Here is a 14,733-nt window from a genome sequence, read left to right as displayed (position 1 = left end):
CGGTCGGTGTAGGAGCTACTTGTACCTCTCTCGCACCGACTATTCGCTTGTTACTTTACTTTATTGTTTACACATTCTTTCCATAAAAGAATCTAGATCGTGGATTTCATGAAAAAAATTACCTTTAAAGATTTTATGAAGCAAAGAATTATAACAGTTATGAACGTTTTCAAACCCCTGATTTAATTGGCTTGTATGATTTTCTACTTGCATTGAAATATTGCTAAAATGCCTTGGTAAATCTCCTACCACTGTCATTAGTGAGTCTCTATTTTTCATTAAAAGCTGAACAGTATTTAAGAGCTGCACGATTTTTGTTTGAACTTCAATTACAGGAAGATCTACGGTTAAATTATTTAAATTTTCCCATTCATTAGTTGAATAATACCATTTGAGAAAATACAGTAAATACTCACTCAAAATGATGGATTCATTCGGAATAATTGCCATGAGATCATTGGCAATACAAACTTCAGTTTCACATTGATAGATCATTTTTTCAGTGCTACTCTTGCCATTTTTAGCGACAATAATTGTCTTAGCAGGAACTTTTACACACTTAAAACGCTTTATATTCGAAAAATATTGCTCATTCGATGCCGATATCCTTGCAACAATTAAGACTATTTCTTTTAATCTATAACGTTTTATCATACTTGCATCCCCCATTTTTATTTACACGCTCTATAACACATCTGCTTAAAATGTCTTATTTATTTTTATATTTTTTTAAATATTGCTTGAATATATACTTAACCCTTCCATTGTACCATTTTAATTTAACATTTTCTCTATTATACAAATATAATGGTATATGCATTTCAAATGTTTTTCTCTAGCTTTTTACATAGAGGTGAATGTTATGTCAGACTTTTTTAAGCTAGTAGGCGAACAACTCCGTATCATCAGAGTATCTAAGGGACTTAGTCAAGAAGAAGTTGCAGAAAGAACGGGAAAGTTAGGTTTTAGTAAAGGTCGAATCTCAAATATTGAGCATGGTCAATCAAATATCACATTAAGCACGTTAGAATTGCTTATGAATGCGTTAGATATTGCACCTGAGGAACTTTTTAATTTCCAAAAATTATCTGGTGTTACCGATCTTGAAGAGAAGAGTCTTATGCTCGACATTCATCGCTCATTGCTAAGAGAGCGCGATTTAGATGAAGTAAAATATGTTGTACGCATAACAAAAGATTTTTTAGATACTGTCGATGCACAATCGAAGAAAAACAGCTCAAAGGGTTAACAATACCATTTGAGCTGTTTTCTAATTTCTTATTTTGATACGATTTAATTAATTTTTAAATTTGTCATACCTTGATGAGCATTATGTCAATGGATTTTAACTATTGCATCCCAAATTTTTGGCGATAGCCGCATTTTCTACATAGTTCTTCAACCGCTTCTCTTCTTGAAAATCCATCAACAATATTCGTCGCACGTTCACCCTCAACAATGTCTGTAAATGCTGTCTGATTGACATTGCCTAGATTGATGACGCCCTCCCCATCAAGACAGCAGGGCACAACTGTACCATCAACAAGAATCGCGGCTTGGCTACGTAATGCATGACAAAAACCTTTGCCCTCATCTTCAGGCGCAAGCAAGCTAGGCCATCTAAACTCATGTTCCTGATTTAAATAAATATTGTTGGCAATTTTCACGCCTTTCCCCGGTTGAACCTTTTCCTCAATACGATAGTCAAGTTTATATTCATTCTCTAAGATTTCTAACGTCTCTCGATTTCTCCTCGCCGCAATTTCTGTGACATGTTCCTTTTGTAGATTCCAGAGACGATATGAAATGATGGTATTAAACTCTTTTGCATCACGGACAAAATCTAATATGTCACCCAAATATTTCTCCCGATTTTCTGAGCCCTCATGACCATCAAAGCTATGTAATGAGAAATTAATTTGGCGTAGTGCAGGCTTAGCTAATAATTTTTCACGATTCTTTTTAATCAATGTTCCATTGGTTGTAATATTGACCTTAAAGCCCTTGGCATGTGCAGCATCTAGTAACTGATCGATGCGCGGATGTAGCAGTGGCTCTCCCTTGACATGCAAGTAAATATATTTGGTATGTGGTCGTATTTCATCAAGTATTTTATTAAATTGCTCAACCTTAATCAGCCCTTTTGCACGTGCAGTTGGCGGGCAGAAGCTACAAGCTAAATTACAGACACTCGTAATTTCTATATAAACCTTTTTAAATGTTCTCAACGTTTTTCACCGTTCCAGTTCTATGTTAGTCAAATAATCTTATTCATTTTAACAAATTTTCACGATATCGAGCAGTTTTTCATTATTTATATCGCAAAGGCTTGAGGTTATTTTCATGTCCTTCCTCAATTATGTCACTTACTTTCAATTATTTCTATTTCAACACAAGGCTACACGTACAAGTAAACTCAAGATAAGTTAATACGTTAGTAATAATACTAGACGGAAGGGGTGAAATACGATGGCTGGGTATAAAGATTTCTCGAGGAGAAACAATTCATCTGAAGAACCGGAAAGAGATCATTCAAAAGATCACTCAAAAAATAATATCACGATCCACCTCACGTTTAATATTGGAAACACGGATATCCATGTTGAACAAAGAGCAGAGGGTGGTGGACAAATTAATAAAGATGTGGGGACAAATGCCAACCAAGGTGGGCAAAATGCTTTAAACGGTAGCCACACAAGAAACCAAAACTCTCAATTCGCAGATGGGAATGGTAGAAGCGGAATAGCCGGAAATGATAATGACGAAGCTGGTGGACAACAAGGGACAAAAGTACGGGATAGTTTAGTAATCGGTAGCGAAATCCATCAAGAAGTTGAAGAAGAAATCCAAGATAATTTAAAAACAAACAACGAAAAAATTAAATAAACAATGATTGTACCACCTCATCTAAATAGTAAAACTTCTATCTGTGGGTATAATTCACCATCCCAACTGATAGAAGTTTTACAATTACACAGAACGCTTATAATTTTTTGTCCCATCATACGAATAGAGTACAGGCTTGGCATCAATACATGTTTCCAAGTGAACGGGACGCCCCCACAGTTGATAAATGTACGGTAAGACATTTTCTAAGTAGTGTGGATCGAGCTCCATCCCCTCGTAGCCATGCACTAAATATAGTTCACCATTGCGTAAGTAGTCGCCATTTTTCACGACGATATATGGAAATCCACCATTTACACGCATTGATACGAGCTGATCGCGTACCATTTCATGGTCTTTATCTGTAATACGATATTCATTGCCCTTTTTTTGAAACAAATAAAGATCTTCTTGCTTTGCTAAATCTTTTGTTAAATAGTTACGGATAAAAGAAATATCCGATTCAATCTCTCTTACCTCAAACATTTTCTCGCGACCCGAGTTCGGCAGTACGCCAAGTTCCCTCATTTCTTCTGTTGGATTATTATAGCGATGTTCAATATCCTCAAAAATTTTCAGCCCAAGATAATAAGGGTTAATTGACGTTTTTGATGGTTGCACAACGCCTGCATTTAATTTTGCATAGTCAATCGTTTCTGTTGTTGTGAGCTTGAGCTCACGCATAATTCGTTGGTGCCAATAGGACGCCCAGCCTTCATTCATAATTTTGGTTTCTAATTGTGGCCAGAAATAAAGCATTTCTTCACGCATCATTGTTAAAATATCGCGCTGCCACCCCTCCAGCTCTCGACTATGCTCCTCAATAAATAGCAATAAATCTTTTTCTGGTTTTGCCGGAAATTGCCTTATCTTTCTTCGAATCGGCCTATGCTCTTTTTCCTTATCATCTAAGTTCCAAAGGTCATCATACGGTGACCTTGAAGTAAGTATTTCTTCTTCGTACTCATCTTCATCACCCGTATACAACTTAGGTCGTAATATGGAAGGGTCGATATGCTCTTGGATGGCTAACACCGCATCTAAAAACTGTTCAACCTCTTCCTTACCATACTCTCTTTCATAACCTGCTATCCGTTCGGCCGTTGCAGTCATGCTCTCTACCATATCTCGTCTTGTAATGGAAAAGCGCACATTATTTTTGAAAAAATCACAGTGCGCTAATACATGTGCAATGATTAGCTTATTTTGTGTTAATGAATTGGTATCTAGTAAAAATGCATAGCATGGGTCCGAGTTAATGACCAATTCATAAATTTGACTTAACCCTAAATCATATTGCAATTTCATTTTATGGAATTGTTTTCCGAAGCTCCAATGCGAAAAACGTGTAGGCATACCATATGCGCCGAATGTATAAATAATATCTGCTGGACATATTTCATATCGCATCGGGTAAAAATCTAAACCGAAACCTGCCGCAATTTCTGTTATTTCATCAATCGCTCGATGTAGCTCATTCTCCATTTTCCGCTCCCTCCTTTGGTATTGAATACGCAGTACATTAATCGTTAATCTTCACATTAAGACTCACTTTTCTGGAAAAAACTTTTTAAGGCATCATAGACATCGCTCTTTTTTTTCAAGATATGATACCTAAATTTCTCATCTTGAATTTTTTTATACGTATACATAAGTGTAGAAAAGCGATTATGCTGATTTACTTCACCGTATCCAAACATACTTGAAACATCCATTAACTCCCCAACCAACTTCAGGCACTTCTCATTATCCATTGAAATGTTTTCACCGTCCGAAAAATGAACCGGATAGATATTGTACCGAGTAGGATTATATTTTTCTCGAATGAGTTCCAAGGCTTTAATATAGGCAGATGAACAAATTGTTCCCCCACTTTCTCCCTTAGTAAAAAATTCCTCCTCCGTCACCACTTTGGCTTCCGTATGATGGGCGATAAATTCAATTTCAACAGTTCCGTACTTAGAACGCAAAAATCTCGTCATCCAAAAGAAAAAACTTCTGGCACAATATTTTTCAAAGGTACCCATCGAACCACTCGTATCCATCATGGCTAGAACGACTGCCTTCGATTCTGGCTTTTCTACCTCATCCCATGTTTTAAAGCGCAAATCATCATTATGAATCGGCGTAATTTCTGCTTTCCCCAGCATTGCATTGCGCTTCAGTGCATTTAAAATAGTACGCTTCTTATCGACATTGCCCATGAGCCCTTTTTTTCTAATATCATTAAATTCAATCTTTTCCGTTTTAATATCATCTTTTTCTTTTTGCTGTAAATTCGGTAGCTCCAACTCTTTAAATAATACATTTTGTATTTCTTCTATGCTTACCTCTGCCTCATAGTAATCATTACCAGGCTTATCGCCCGCTTCTTTTCCTTGGCCATTACCTTGATTACCTCTACCTGGTTCACGTGCTACAACATCACCTACATTACTATCTCCTTGTCCTTGACCTACATGTTTCGAGTTATCGTAATTGTATCGAATTTTATATTCATCAAGAGAACGTATGGGTATCTTAATAACCTCACGACCATTGGACATCACAATACTTTCTTCACTTACTAAATCTGGTAAATTATTTTTAATGGCATCTTTTACTTTTTCCATATGACGTTGTTGATCTTGGTGCCCTTTACGATGGAGGGACCAATTTTCCTGAGAAATGACATATCGTTTATTCTGGTTTTCAGTCATTTTTATCCTCACCCATCTATTAAATTTGCTTTTTCTATACTATGCTTGTAATCAGTTATATTGAACTTTTTTTGAGAAATCAATTCTGCCTCGGCGGAATTGCGGCTAACACTTCGTTGTCACTTTGCTTTCGCGCAAAAACAATGCATCCGTATTTCACATTGTACTTAGCATGCACCCGACACAATATTGGTCATTTTGGTAAAACTACAGAATGTAGTCTTTTTACCGATGCGGACCCGTTAGCCGAAGTCGTATCGTTGCGACACCAATAGGCTAACTTCTTTTTTCACTGTTTTAAAATCCGTTGCTTCTGTCAGAGGCTTTATCTTCATTCATTTGGCGTCCCCCACAAATGAATGAAGATAAAAAGAGTGCCCTAAAAATGGGACACTCCTATTCAGTCTTTATCGATTTAATAGACTACCTACATATTGCAATAATTCATTAGCTGACGTTGTGTTATAACCATGTTCGTCAACAAGTCTTGCCACAACCTCATTAATTTTCTTAAGTTGCGATTCATCTGGCATTTTTGAAGACGTTGTAATTTTTACAACATCTTTTAAATCTGCAAATAGTTTTTTCTGTATAGCTTCTCGTAATCTTTCATGAGAATTATAATCAAATCGTTTGCCATTTCTTGCATACGCAGAAATACGGATTAATATTTCTTCACGGAATGCCTTTTTCGCATTTTCGGAAATTCCGATTTGCTCTTCTATTGAACGCATCAATTTTTCGTCTGGATTCATTTCTTCGCCAGTTAAACGATCAAAAATTTTGTTTTTATTACAAAACGCCTCCACATTATCGAGATAATTATTCATTAGTGTTTTCGCAGACTCTTCATACGAATAGACAAATGCTTTTTGTACTTCATTCTTCGCAATTTCATCGTACTCTCTTCTAGCTACTGCAATATAATTCATGTATTTTTCCCGATCTTCCTGTGAAATGGAAGCATGCTGATCTAACCCATCCTTCAATGAACGTAGAACATCTAACGCATTTATAGATGGTATTTCTTTTCGAATAATAGCTGAAGAAATTCGATTAATAACATACCGTGGATCAATACCGTTCATGCCTTCGTTTGGAAACTCTTTTTTAAGCTCCTCTAAGTCAACGGAATTAAATCCCTCCACATTTTCTCCGTCGTACAAGCGCATTTTTTTAATAAGATCCACACCTTGTTTCTTCGGAATTTCAAGTCTTGTTAAGACCGAAAAGATTGCTGCGGCCTTCAATGCATGTGGTGCAATATGAACATGAGACATATCGCTTTCCCTAATCATCTTTTCATAAATCAGTTCTTCCTGACTAACTTTCAAATTATAAGGAATCGGCATTACAATAATTCGAGAATGTAATGCTTCGTTTTTCTTATTAGAAATAAATGAACGATATTCGGTTTCGTTGGTATGTGCCACAATTAACTCATCTGCACTGATTAAAGCGAACCTACCCGCCTTAAAATTACCTTCCTGCGTTAGTGACAATAAATTCCATAAGAATTTTTCGTCTAATTTCAGCATTTCTTGGAATTCCATCATCCCTCGATTCGCCTTGTTTAACTCCCCATCAAAGCGATAAGCGCGAGGGTCCGATTCTGAACCAAAGACGCCAATTGTTGAGAAATCAATACTACCTGTCAAATCGGCAATATCCTGCGATTTCGGGTCAGAAGGTGTAAAAGTTCCTATGCCCACTCGTTTGTCTTCTGAAAAAGTAATACGCTCAATAATGACATTTTCAATGCGCCCATCGTATTCCTTTTCAAGACGCATCGTATTTAAAGGCGATAAACTACCCTCTATTCGTATTCCATACTCCTCATAAAAATCTTTGCGTAAATGATGAGGAATCAAATGTAGAGGGTCTTCATGCATTGGACATCCCTTAATTGCGAAAACAGCACCCTCATCCGTTCGCGAATATTGCTCAAGTCCGCGTTTCAGCAAGGTTACAATTGTTGATTTACCACCACTTACAGGCCCCATTAATAGCAAAATTCGTTTTCTAACATCCAATCTTCGTGCTGCAGGATGGAAATACTCTTCCACCAATCTTTCAATTGCTGTTTCAAGCCCAAAAATTTCTTGCCCAAAAAACTGAAACATCTTTTGCCCATCGCGTTCCTCTAAACCTGCACTTTTAATCATGTTGTAGACGCGTGAATGGGCAGTTTGAGCAACTTCAGGTCTTTCCTTAATAATGCTTAAATAATCTGCAAATGTACCTTCCCACTTCAGTCGATTTTCTTCTTCGCGATAGCTCTTCACTTTGTTTAAAATGTTGATAGCCTTCCCTCCATTCAGGGCTTGATTTATAACATAGTATGAAATAAGAGACATTATGATACCCAATACTTTTTTGCATTCTTTAAATATTGCTATGCATAGGGTTCGAATTGTTGCCTAAATACACTCCATGCCTAGGTTATTTAAGGTAACACTCCTCTAAAAAATTCATTTCGTAGTCCTGAACCAAGAGTAAGAGTAACAAAAAAACCACCTTGCTTTAATTGTTAGCAGATGGTTTAGCATTATTACTATTTAACATTTTTTCCGAATCCGTTGTAACAATAAGCCATCTGTCTGATTATTTTCACCTATAACGAAGTCCTTCATATAATAAGTTAAATAGTCACCAAATTGATTTGTTGTATGTTTTAAAAGTTCATCCACATAATAAGCCCCATTGGCTATATTGTCTTTCAGAATGACAGACAACGAAGCATAGATACCACATGCAACTTGAAAATACGTAGCATTCGTCTGATACTGTGAAAAAATCTCTTCATTTGTTAATACATTGTACATATATTTTTCACTATCTTTATAAACGAGTAGAACTCCACATAAATCTTCGCCTTCTAATGTAGCATCCTGTGGATCAAGTACCTTCATTTCAAAATCCCATAATTTATCTACATCATCAATATTTTTGCAGATTAACTCCGTTGTATGGTCATTTATTTTGTATAAGAAGCCACTTTCCACGTTATACATTTTTCCTAAGCTATAAACTTCTTCATGTGGCATTAAGCAGCCGTAAAATTGTTTTTCCCCTAATGTAACCTTAAATTCTATATCATAAACTTTTTCATATAGGAATAGTGGTGTGCTTTGGCTCATGAACATGGGATAACTCAAAATTGCTTCATCTAAAAAACATTCAGGGGACCAAGTTGTATAGATCACATTTTTCATAGCCTTGTTTTTTTCTTTATAAAAAGAAGTATCATGCTCAACGATATAGCAGCCTAATAATGGATCATTAGCGGAACCCTTTAGTAATTCAAATACCATCCATTGAACGATACCTGGATTCATACCCGAGCAAATTATCGCTACTGCATTAGAAATTCCCGCTTTATGTTTTTCTAAATGCCTAATCCTTTCGATTAGCCCAAAACCCTCATATAATTCTTCGTTTTCATCAATAAATGGATTTTCTAATGCCGTATTTACATAATTAATGCCTAGTTGATTACAACATTGCATCATTTCTACTGTGTCAGCCCAGGATACATCCACAACAACAGAGGTGTTCGTTTCTTTCAGATGATCCATTAATTTCTTTTTATCATTTAAATCGAGTTGATGTACGACAAGTTGATCTTTTAAATTGGGGTATAATTCCTCGAAAGACTTTTTACTGATTTGTTTTTTATCTATTAAATGAATAAAGCTTCTTTCGATAGCAGCATTTATTGGCGCACTTTTGTCTCGAACAGTTTTATTTAAAATAGAGAGTAGTGCTTTCGCAACACCTCCACCACTACCTAATATCGTAATTGAATTATTAAAAGCTAACATTCTATCACCTCACTTTCTTATTTATAGCATATGGCTCGGAAAATGATTGTCATAGGTGGTAACCTTTCGATAAAGGAGTTAGTTCAAGAGACTCAGTCGATTTTTCGATGATTGTTCTTTGTTGTACAAACGCCACTTATGAAATAGTTAAATTCGGTTATTCTAACTGTAGAAAGGAGGTTCATTTATTGAGTCGTCGTCTTATTTTCCTTTTAACATTGCTGCTATTCTGGCTTTTTACTCTGCCCACTGTTACTTTGGCAAATGAAGAACCCGCTAAAGAAGAAATTTTACACCAACGTATGTCCTACTATGTACAATTTGATGAATTATTGATTCCTTGGCACTTCTTAGCTGCCATCGACCAATACGAACGAAATCTACAATCAGTCCGCTCAGACATACCAAAGCGAGAAAGTTATATTGCCATTCAATTTTCTGACGAATATTGGTCAGGCGCATTGAATCCTGTAAAGGAAGATACAATCCCTGAGACCATCAGTTTTTTCGGTGGCATGGGGCTTGACGGCGATGGTGATGGTATTGCGAGTCCAAAAGATGATGAAGATGTAATATTCTCCATGGCCAGCTATTTAAGTAAGTTTGGTTCGACAGATGAAGATTTTAAATTAGCGTTATGGGAATACTACAAAAGTGAAGAAGCTGTAAATCAAATCACAACGATTTCCACTTTGTATAGACATTACAAAACAACTGATCTTGATGCACATACCTTTCCAATCCCTGTCCGCAATGATTACAGCTTTAGAGGCACATGGGGCGATAATAGAGGTTGGGGAGGGAGACGAATACATGAAGGAACAGACATTTTTGCCCGCTATGGCACGCCTGTTCTATCCACTTCCTATGGTGTAGTCGAAGTAAAAGGCTGGAACCAATTTGGTGGATGGCGCATCGGCATTCGTGATAATCACAATTCCTATCATTATTATGCCCACCTAGGTAGCTTTCATAAGGAAATTGAAATTGGAGACATTGTCGAGCCTGGGACAGTTCTTGGCTATGTCGGTAGCTCTGGCTATGGCAAAGAAGGAACATCCGGGAAATTCCCACCACATCTTCATTATGGCATCTACAAGTTCAATGGACGTACAGAATGGGCATTTGACCCATATCCTTCATTACTACAATGGGAGCGACAAGCGAAAAAAGCAAAGTAATGATGTAAAGTTATTTTAAGGTTGTTCGATAAGCATTTTTTGCTTATTGAATAACCTTTTTCTATTTACATAAAAAAGTATGGAATCGTTTATAAGCACTCGATATTAATTGTAAATATTTAACTATACAACGATATGAAATTTCTCTATAATTGTAATAAATAAATAAATTTAACTGGAGAATGGACATGATAGTGAAAACAAAATCTTTAAAAATCCAACTTAAACAAACACAAAATCCTCTCGAAGATTTTGTGCTCATCAATAAAAGTAATCATTCTTCTGTTCGTAAAGAAATCCTTTTTGTAAGATACATTGGCATTCCTAATGCCATCGAACATTACATTGAAAATATTATGAGCATAGATCAATATTTTACTTCAAATATGTCTACTACACCCTACTTACGTTTGCATGGACTTGAACCAATAGCAGATAAAGACGATATTAAAAGGCTGTCAACTATTTGGAATCACTGGCAGACTATCGTCGATAATCCGATTACTGATTCATATTCGCTCTATCAAACACCACTATGCGGTCAATTAGATAACGAGACTCTTGAATGGACAAAAAAAATCACCTTTATTAAAATTCTATCAATGTATAAAAAAACCCATCCTAATTCAAATGCTACACTATTAAAAAATTTTGTCGTTAAATTTTTAAACTGGATGGAAATCTATTTACCAAAGCTTTTGGAGCCCACTAGCATATCTCCAAAAGTTGTTTTTATCGGAGATATTAAACATCATGAATTGTTATTTTTGTGTTTCTTATCTCGTCTTGGTTGTGATATATGCTATATGAATCCGAAAGAGGACATTGCTAATTTGTATCCTGAAATAGAGACATACACAACTTTATACAAATGCAGCACCTTCTATTCAGCTGAGGTACCAATTCCTGAATTTATACCTGCAGCAAATAAAGAACATACCCTCTTGCCTTCAAAACCACATACGATTTCACAATCCATTCTGGCCAATACTACCAACCAGAAACACAGTCTAGTTGATGTTGGTGAATTAAGTTATGTGCAGTTAGCGGGGCTATCGAATTCTGTTGTCATGATTAAAGTTTATGATGAAGAAAATAAAATTTTGTGCGGTGGCTCAGGTGTTATCATCCATAGCAGTGGTTATATTTTAACAAATCTACATGTCGTGGGAGTCGGGCATTATTATGCGGTCATATACGAAAATGAAACGGAAGAATACCTTACAGATCATTTCATAAAATATCATCAACTATATGACTTGGCCATTATTAAAGTTGATAAAGATTGCTCACCTCTCCCTGTGAAAACAGAGAACAATTTAGTTAGAGGGCAGAAGATCGTTGCCATAGGTAGCCCATTAGGGTTATTTAATTCCTTTTCCGATGGCATTGTTTCAGGTTTTAGGGACATTGATAATCTACCCATGATACAATTCACTGCCCCTATCTCCAACGGAAGTTCTGGTGGTGCACTGTTAGATATGTTCGGAAGACTAGTAGGTCTAATCACCGGGGGTTTTGATAAAGGGCAAAATCTTAATCTAGCAGTACCCTCCGATAAAATATATGAATTTGCACAAAACTTTATTGAACATACGAACTAGACTATCTAAAACGCGCAAACTACAAATGTAACAGGCTATCCCGTACTTCGAGATAGCCTGTTTATTGTTTTATTGAAGTTATTTTCAAATAGAAACAAAAATTTCTATACTATTTTACTGCCAATTTCGAATCGGAACTCTTTCAAGTTCAAAACGCTTTATAATGATACTTATTTTACGATACCATTCCTCGCACAACTCCAATGCTTCACTATATTCATCCTCTTCTTTTGAAATCGGTTCGCTATTTGTCATAAAAATATATTCCAAGATTGGTGTGGATAAATTATCAACTACTATTTTTAACGCTAATTGAGACACTGTATCATCAGATTCTTCATCTTCATCTTCCTCTTCTGAGTCTAGTGAAGTATCTTGTTCTCTATCAATTAATGACCCACTTAATAAACCATTTCTAGTACTAGCAATAATATTGTCATCTTCTACTATAGAAACTTCGTATATTTTATTAAACTGTATTTCTTTTTTTGTCAGTTCTGACGCCCAATCTTCTTTTTGAGCGAGCAAAAGTGTATTTGTTGGTTCGTTTAATAATAGTGCATTTAAGCAATCACTAGAAATTGTGCATTGGGTATGCGGAATATTCATGAATTCCTCTTCACTTTCTCGCTTCATTTCAGCAGTTCTTCTGAAAGACATATATTTTTCCTTCATATAACGAAAAGCCCCTATTATAAATAATCCCCATCCAATAAAAAAATAAAGGCCTCTTACGATAACAGCTTCCATTGCATTTGCTAACATCAAATAGATAAGACCTAACAGCAGTAGAAAAAAGGTTTTCACAAATATCCCACCTCTTCAAAAAATAATAGATAGGAAAAAAATCTATTTAATAGAAATCTTATTCACTAGAAACACTTTTCATTCTTAATCTATCTGGAAATTAAGACATGTAAAATAAAACAACACAAGATTATCACTTACGTCAATGTTCTTGTGTTGCTTATACAAAAAGACTATTTGAGGCGTACGCTACTAGACTACAGCCAATCATTTGATTGTTCCATACAAGTCGAAACGCAAATAAAAGTAGCTAGAACGAATTTATCAATCGTTCTAGCTACTTATTTACATTTCACTTACCCCTAAGTGATGAATCTTGTTCAAAGAATTTAGACATTTTGCATGACAAGTAATACAGATGGTATGAAAGATAGCGCAAAAACAGCTACATACCATAACGAAGTCCGACGTAATGAAAAACGAACCTGTTTTTTTTCAGCATAGAAAATATCCAACATAACCGCAACAATAAGTGGCGTACTCACACACGCAATAGCAACTAAGAAAATATCAAAATAGATCATAAAGCACCCCTCTATTCGTGAACATTTATTTCCCCTTTTGTGACAACTTTGTGTCAACTCAAGTGTACACAATTTCGCCACATTCTGTCAATGGTCTCAAACACAAAATTATTTCACTTTTTTATTTCGAGGTGTAGCAATGCAAAAGGAGCTAGCTCAAAGGTCTTTTGAGCTAGCTCCTTTCTGAATTGCATTTGGTATATCTTCTGCGTGACTTAGCTGATACATCTAGCTGAGTGCTTTTTAATCTCTATATTTCATCGTTAAGCCTTTTAAGAAATTCCGCACAAATCGATCGCCACACTCTTTGTAATTTCGATGACTTGGATTTCTTAAAATAGCGCCTATTTCACCTTTAGATACCGTGACGCCACCCTCATATAAAATCTCAAGCATATCTTCACTTGTGAGTGCTAGTGCAATTTTGACTTTCTTTAATAGCATATTATTAGGACTTTCTGTAGTCTTAACAGGCACTGCTGGACTTTCTGCTTGACCAGGCTTTGGTTGTTGAGGCCCTCTTTTAAAAATAATAAAACCGTTTAAAAATGCTTCGAACATCTTATTATTACATTTAATGAAATTTTCGGGTGCTTCCTCCTCATCCTTCACTTTAATCAGCATGTTCAAGACATCCTCTTTTGTAAAGCTCATACCGCCTAGTTCAAAAATTTCTACCATCTCTGTATTTTTTATATCTAATGCGTATCTTAAACGAATCAACATATCATTATCCGTCATCTAAAACCCTCCTGATTTTTCCATTGAAACCGCAACTTCACTCTATGTGAAATGAATACTAGGCTTAATTATAACAGAGGTAATTGCATTTTTAAGCTAACTAACTATTTTAAATTCACTCAATTAGATATTACCTAGCTTTCGTATTTAGCTTGCGCATATATCTCTTTTTTAAATGTATGAAAAACAAACAATCGACCATTCTAATATCACAAGGAGGTGAGAAATATGGCTACAAATAATCGAAGCTCAAATAAACTTCAAGTTCCAGGTGTACAAGAAGCTGTTAATCAAATGAAATATGAAATCGCACAAGAATTCGGCGTACAGCTTGGGCCAGAAGCTTCTTCTCGCGCAAACGGTTCAGTAGGTGGAGAAATTACGAAACGACTTGTTGAAATGGCTGAAAGACAATCAAAAGGCAAATTTTAAATAGAAAAATTAATGTTTTAAAGTAAAAAATGAAT

The 14,733-nt window shown here is 35.7% G+C and carries 14 protein-coding genes; 5 read left to right on the top strand and 9 right to left on the bottom strand.

What is annotated here, in order from left to right:
- Positions 1 to 60: 60 nt before the first annotated feature.
- Entirely contained in the window at positions 61 to 654 is a 594-nt protein-coding gene (locus tag ACQKII_RS12750; protein WP_427459732.1) for a restriction endonuclease subunit S, read from the bottom strand.
- A 208-nt stretch (positions 655 to 862) separates the two neighbouring features.
- On the opposite strand from ACQKII_RS12750, the gene ACQKII_RS12745 reads away from it, so the two are divergent.
- Positions 863 to 1,249 carry a helix-turn-helix domain-containing protein gene (locus ACQKII_RS12745; RefSeq protein ID WP_427459730.1) on the top strand — a complete coding sequence of 129 codons (387 nt, stop codon included), beginning with the start codon at positions 863 to 865 and terminating at the stop codon, positions 1,247 to 1,249.
- A 100-nt stretch (positions 1,250 to 1,349) separates the two neighbouring features.
- On the opposite strand, the gene ACQKII_RS12740 is transcribed toward ACQKII_RS12745, so the two are convergent.
- Positions 1,350 to 2,228: a radical SAM/SPASM domain-containing protein gene (locus ACQKII_RS12740; protein ID WP_427459728.1), complete on the bottom strand. Its 879-nt coding sequence runs from the start codon at positions 2,226 to 2,228 to the stop codon at positions 1,350 to 1,352.
- A 241-nt stretch (positions 2,229 to 2,469) separates the two neighbouring features.
- Here ACQKII_RS12740 and ACQKII_RS12735 point away from each other — a divergent pair, with 241 nt between their 5' ends.
- Complete coding sequence (locus tag ACQKII_RS12735) at positions 2,470 to 2,886, top strand: hypothetical protein (protein WP_427459726.1); 417 nt, start codon at positions 2,470 to 2,472, stop codon at positions 2,884 to 2,886.
- An 84-nt stretch (positions 2,887 to 2,970) separates the two neighbouring features.
- On the opposite strand, the gene ACQKII_RS12730 is transcribed toward ACQKII_RS12735, so the two are convergent.
- The 4 genes from ACQKII_RS12730 to ACQKII_RS12715 form a co-directional block, all read right to left on the bottom strand.
- A complete protein-coding gene (locus ACQKII_RS12730; protein WP_427459724.1) occupies positions 2,971 to 4,371 on the bottom strand; it encodes a SpoVR family protein in 1,401 nt (466 codons plus the stop codon).
- A 56-nt stretch (positions 4,372 to 4,427) separates the two neighbouring features.
- Positions 4,428 to 5,585, bottom strand: coding sequence for a sporulation protein YhbH (gene yhbH / locus ACQKII_RS12725; RefSeq protein WP_427459723.1), 1,158 nt, complete (start codon positions 5,583 to 5,585; stop codon positions 4,428 to 4,430).
- Positions 5,586 to 5,992: 407 nt separating this feature from the next.
- Positions 5,993 to 7,888 carry a PrkA family serine protein kinase gene (locus tag ACQKII_RS12720; protein ID WP_427459865.1) on the bottom strand — a complete coding sequence of 632 codons (1,896 nt, stop codon included), beginning with the start codon at positions 7,886 to 7,888 and terminating at the stop codon, positions 5,993 to 5,995.
- A 255-nt stretch (positions 7,889 to 8,143) separates the two neighbouring features.
- Complete coding sequence (locus tag ACQKII_RS12715; RefSeq protein WP_427459721.1) at positions 8,144 to 9,409, bottom strand: saccharopine dehydrogenase NADP-binding domain-containing protein; 1,266 nt, start codon at positions 9,407 to 9,409, stop codon at positions 8,144 to 8,146.
- Positions 9,410 to 9,597: 188 nt separating this feature from the next.
- On the opposite strand from ACQKII_RS12715, the gene ACQKII_RS12710 reads away from it, so the two are divergent.
- Together ACQKII_RS12710 and ACQKII_RS12705 are read left to right on the top strand one after the other, a co-directional pair.
- Positions 9,598 to 10,590 carry a M23 family metallopeptidase gene (locus tag ACQKII_RS12710; protein WP_427459719.1) on the top strand — a complete coding sequence of 331 codons (993 nt, stop codon included), beginning with the start codon at positions 9,598 to 9,600 and terminating at the stop codon, positions 10,588 to 10,590.
- A gap of 188 nt (positions 10,591 to 10,778) precedes the next feature.
- On the top strand, positions 10,779 to 12,194 hold the full coding sequence (locus tag ACQKII_RS12705; protein WP_427459717.1) for a trypsin-like peptidase domain-containing protein: 1,416 nt from the start codon (positions 10,779 to 10,781) through the stop codon (positions 12,192 to 12,194).
- Between the two features lie 114 nt (positions 12,195 to 12,308).
- Here the strand turns inward: ACQKII_RS12705 and ACQKII_RS12700 are convergent, their stop codons facing one another.
- The 3 genes from ACQKII_RS12700 to ACQKII_RS12690 form a co-directional block, all read right to left on the bottom strand.
- On the bottom strand, positions 12,309 to 13,001 hold the full coding sequence (locus tag ACQKII_RS12700; protein WP_427459715.1) for a hypothetical protein: 693 nt from the start codon (positions 12,999 to 13,001) through the stop codon (positions 12,309 to 12,311).
- A 329-nt stretch (positions 13,002 to 13,330) separates the two neighbouring features.
- On the bottom strand, positions 13,331 to 13,525 hold the full coding sequence (locus ACQKII_RS12695) for a hypothetical protein (RefSeq protein WP_143996256.1): 195 nt from the start codon (positions 13,523 to 13,525) through the stop codon (positions 13,331 to 13,333).
- A gap of 243 nt (positions 13,526 to 13,768) precedes the next feature.
- Positions 13,769 to 14,266 (bottom strand): DUF1456 family protein, encoded by a 498-nt coding sequence (locus ACQKII_RS12690; protein ID WP_427459713.1) that lies wholly within the window; start codon positions 14,264 to 14,266, stop codon positions 13,769 to 13,771.
- A 228-nt stretch (positions 14,267 to 14,494) separates the two neighbouring features.
- On the opposite strand from ACQKII_RS12690, the gene ACQKII_RS12685 reads away from it, so the two are divergent.
- Positions 14,495 to 14,698 carry an alpha/beta-type small acid-soluble spore protein gene (locus tag ACQKII_RS12685; RefSeq protein WP_010857183.1) on the top strand — a complete coding sequence of 68 codons (204 nt, stop codon included), beginning with the start codon at positions 14,495 to 14,497 and terminating at the stop codon, positions 14,696 to 14,698.
- The last annotated feature ends 35 nt before the right edge of the window (positions 14,699 to 14,733 follow it).

This window comes from Lysinibacillus sp. NPDC048646, assembly GCF_050272295.1.
Classification (GTDB): Bacteria; Bacillota; Bacilli; order Bacillales_A; family Planococcaceae; genus Lysinibacillus.
This window is presented reverse-complemented; position numbering and strand designations above follow the sequence as displayed.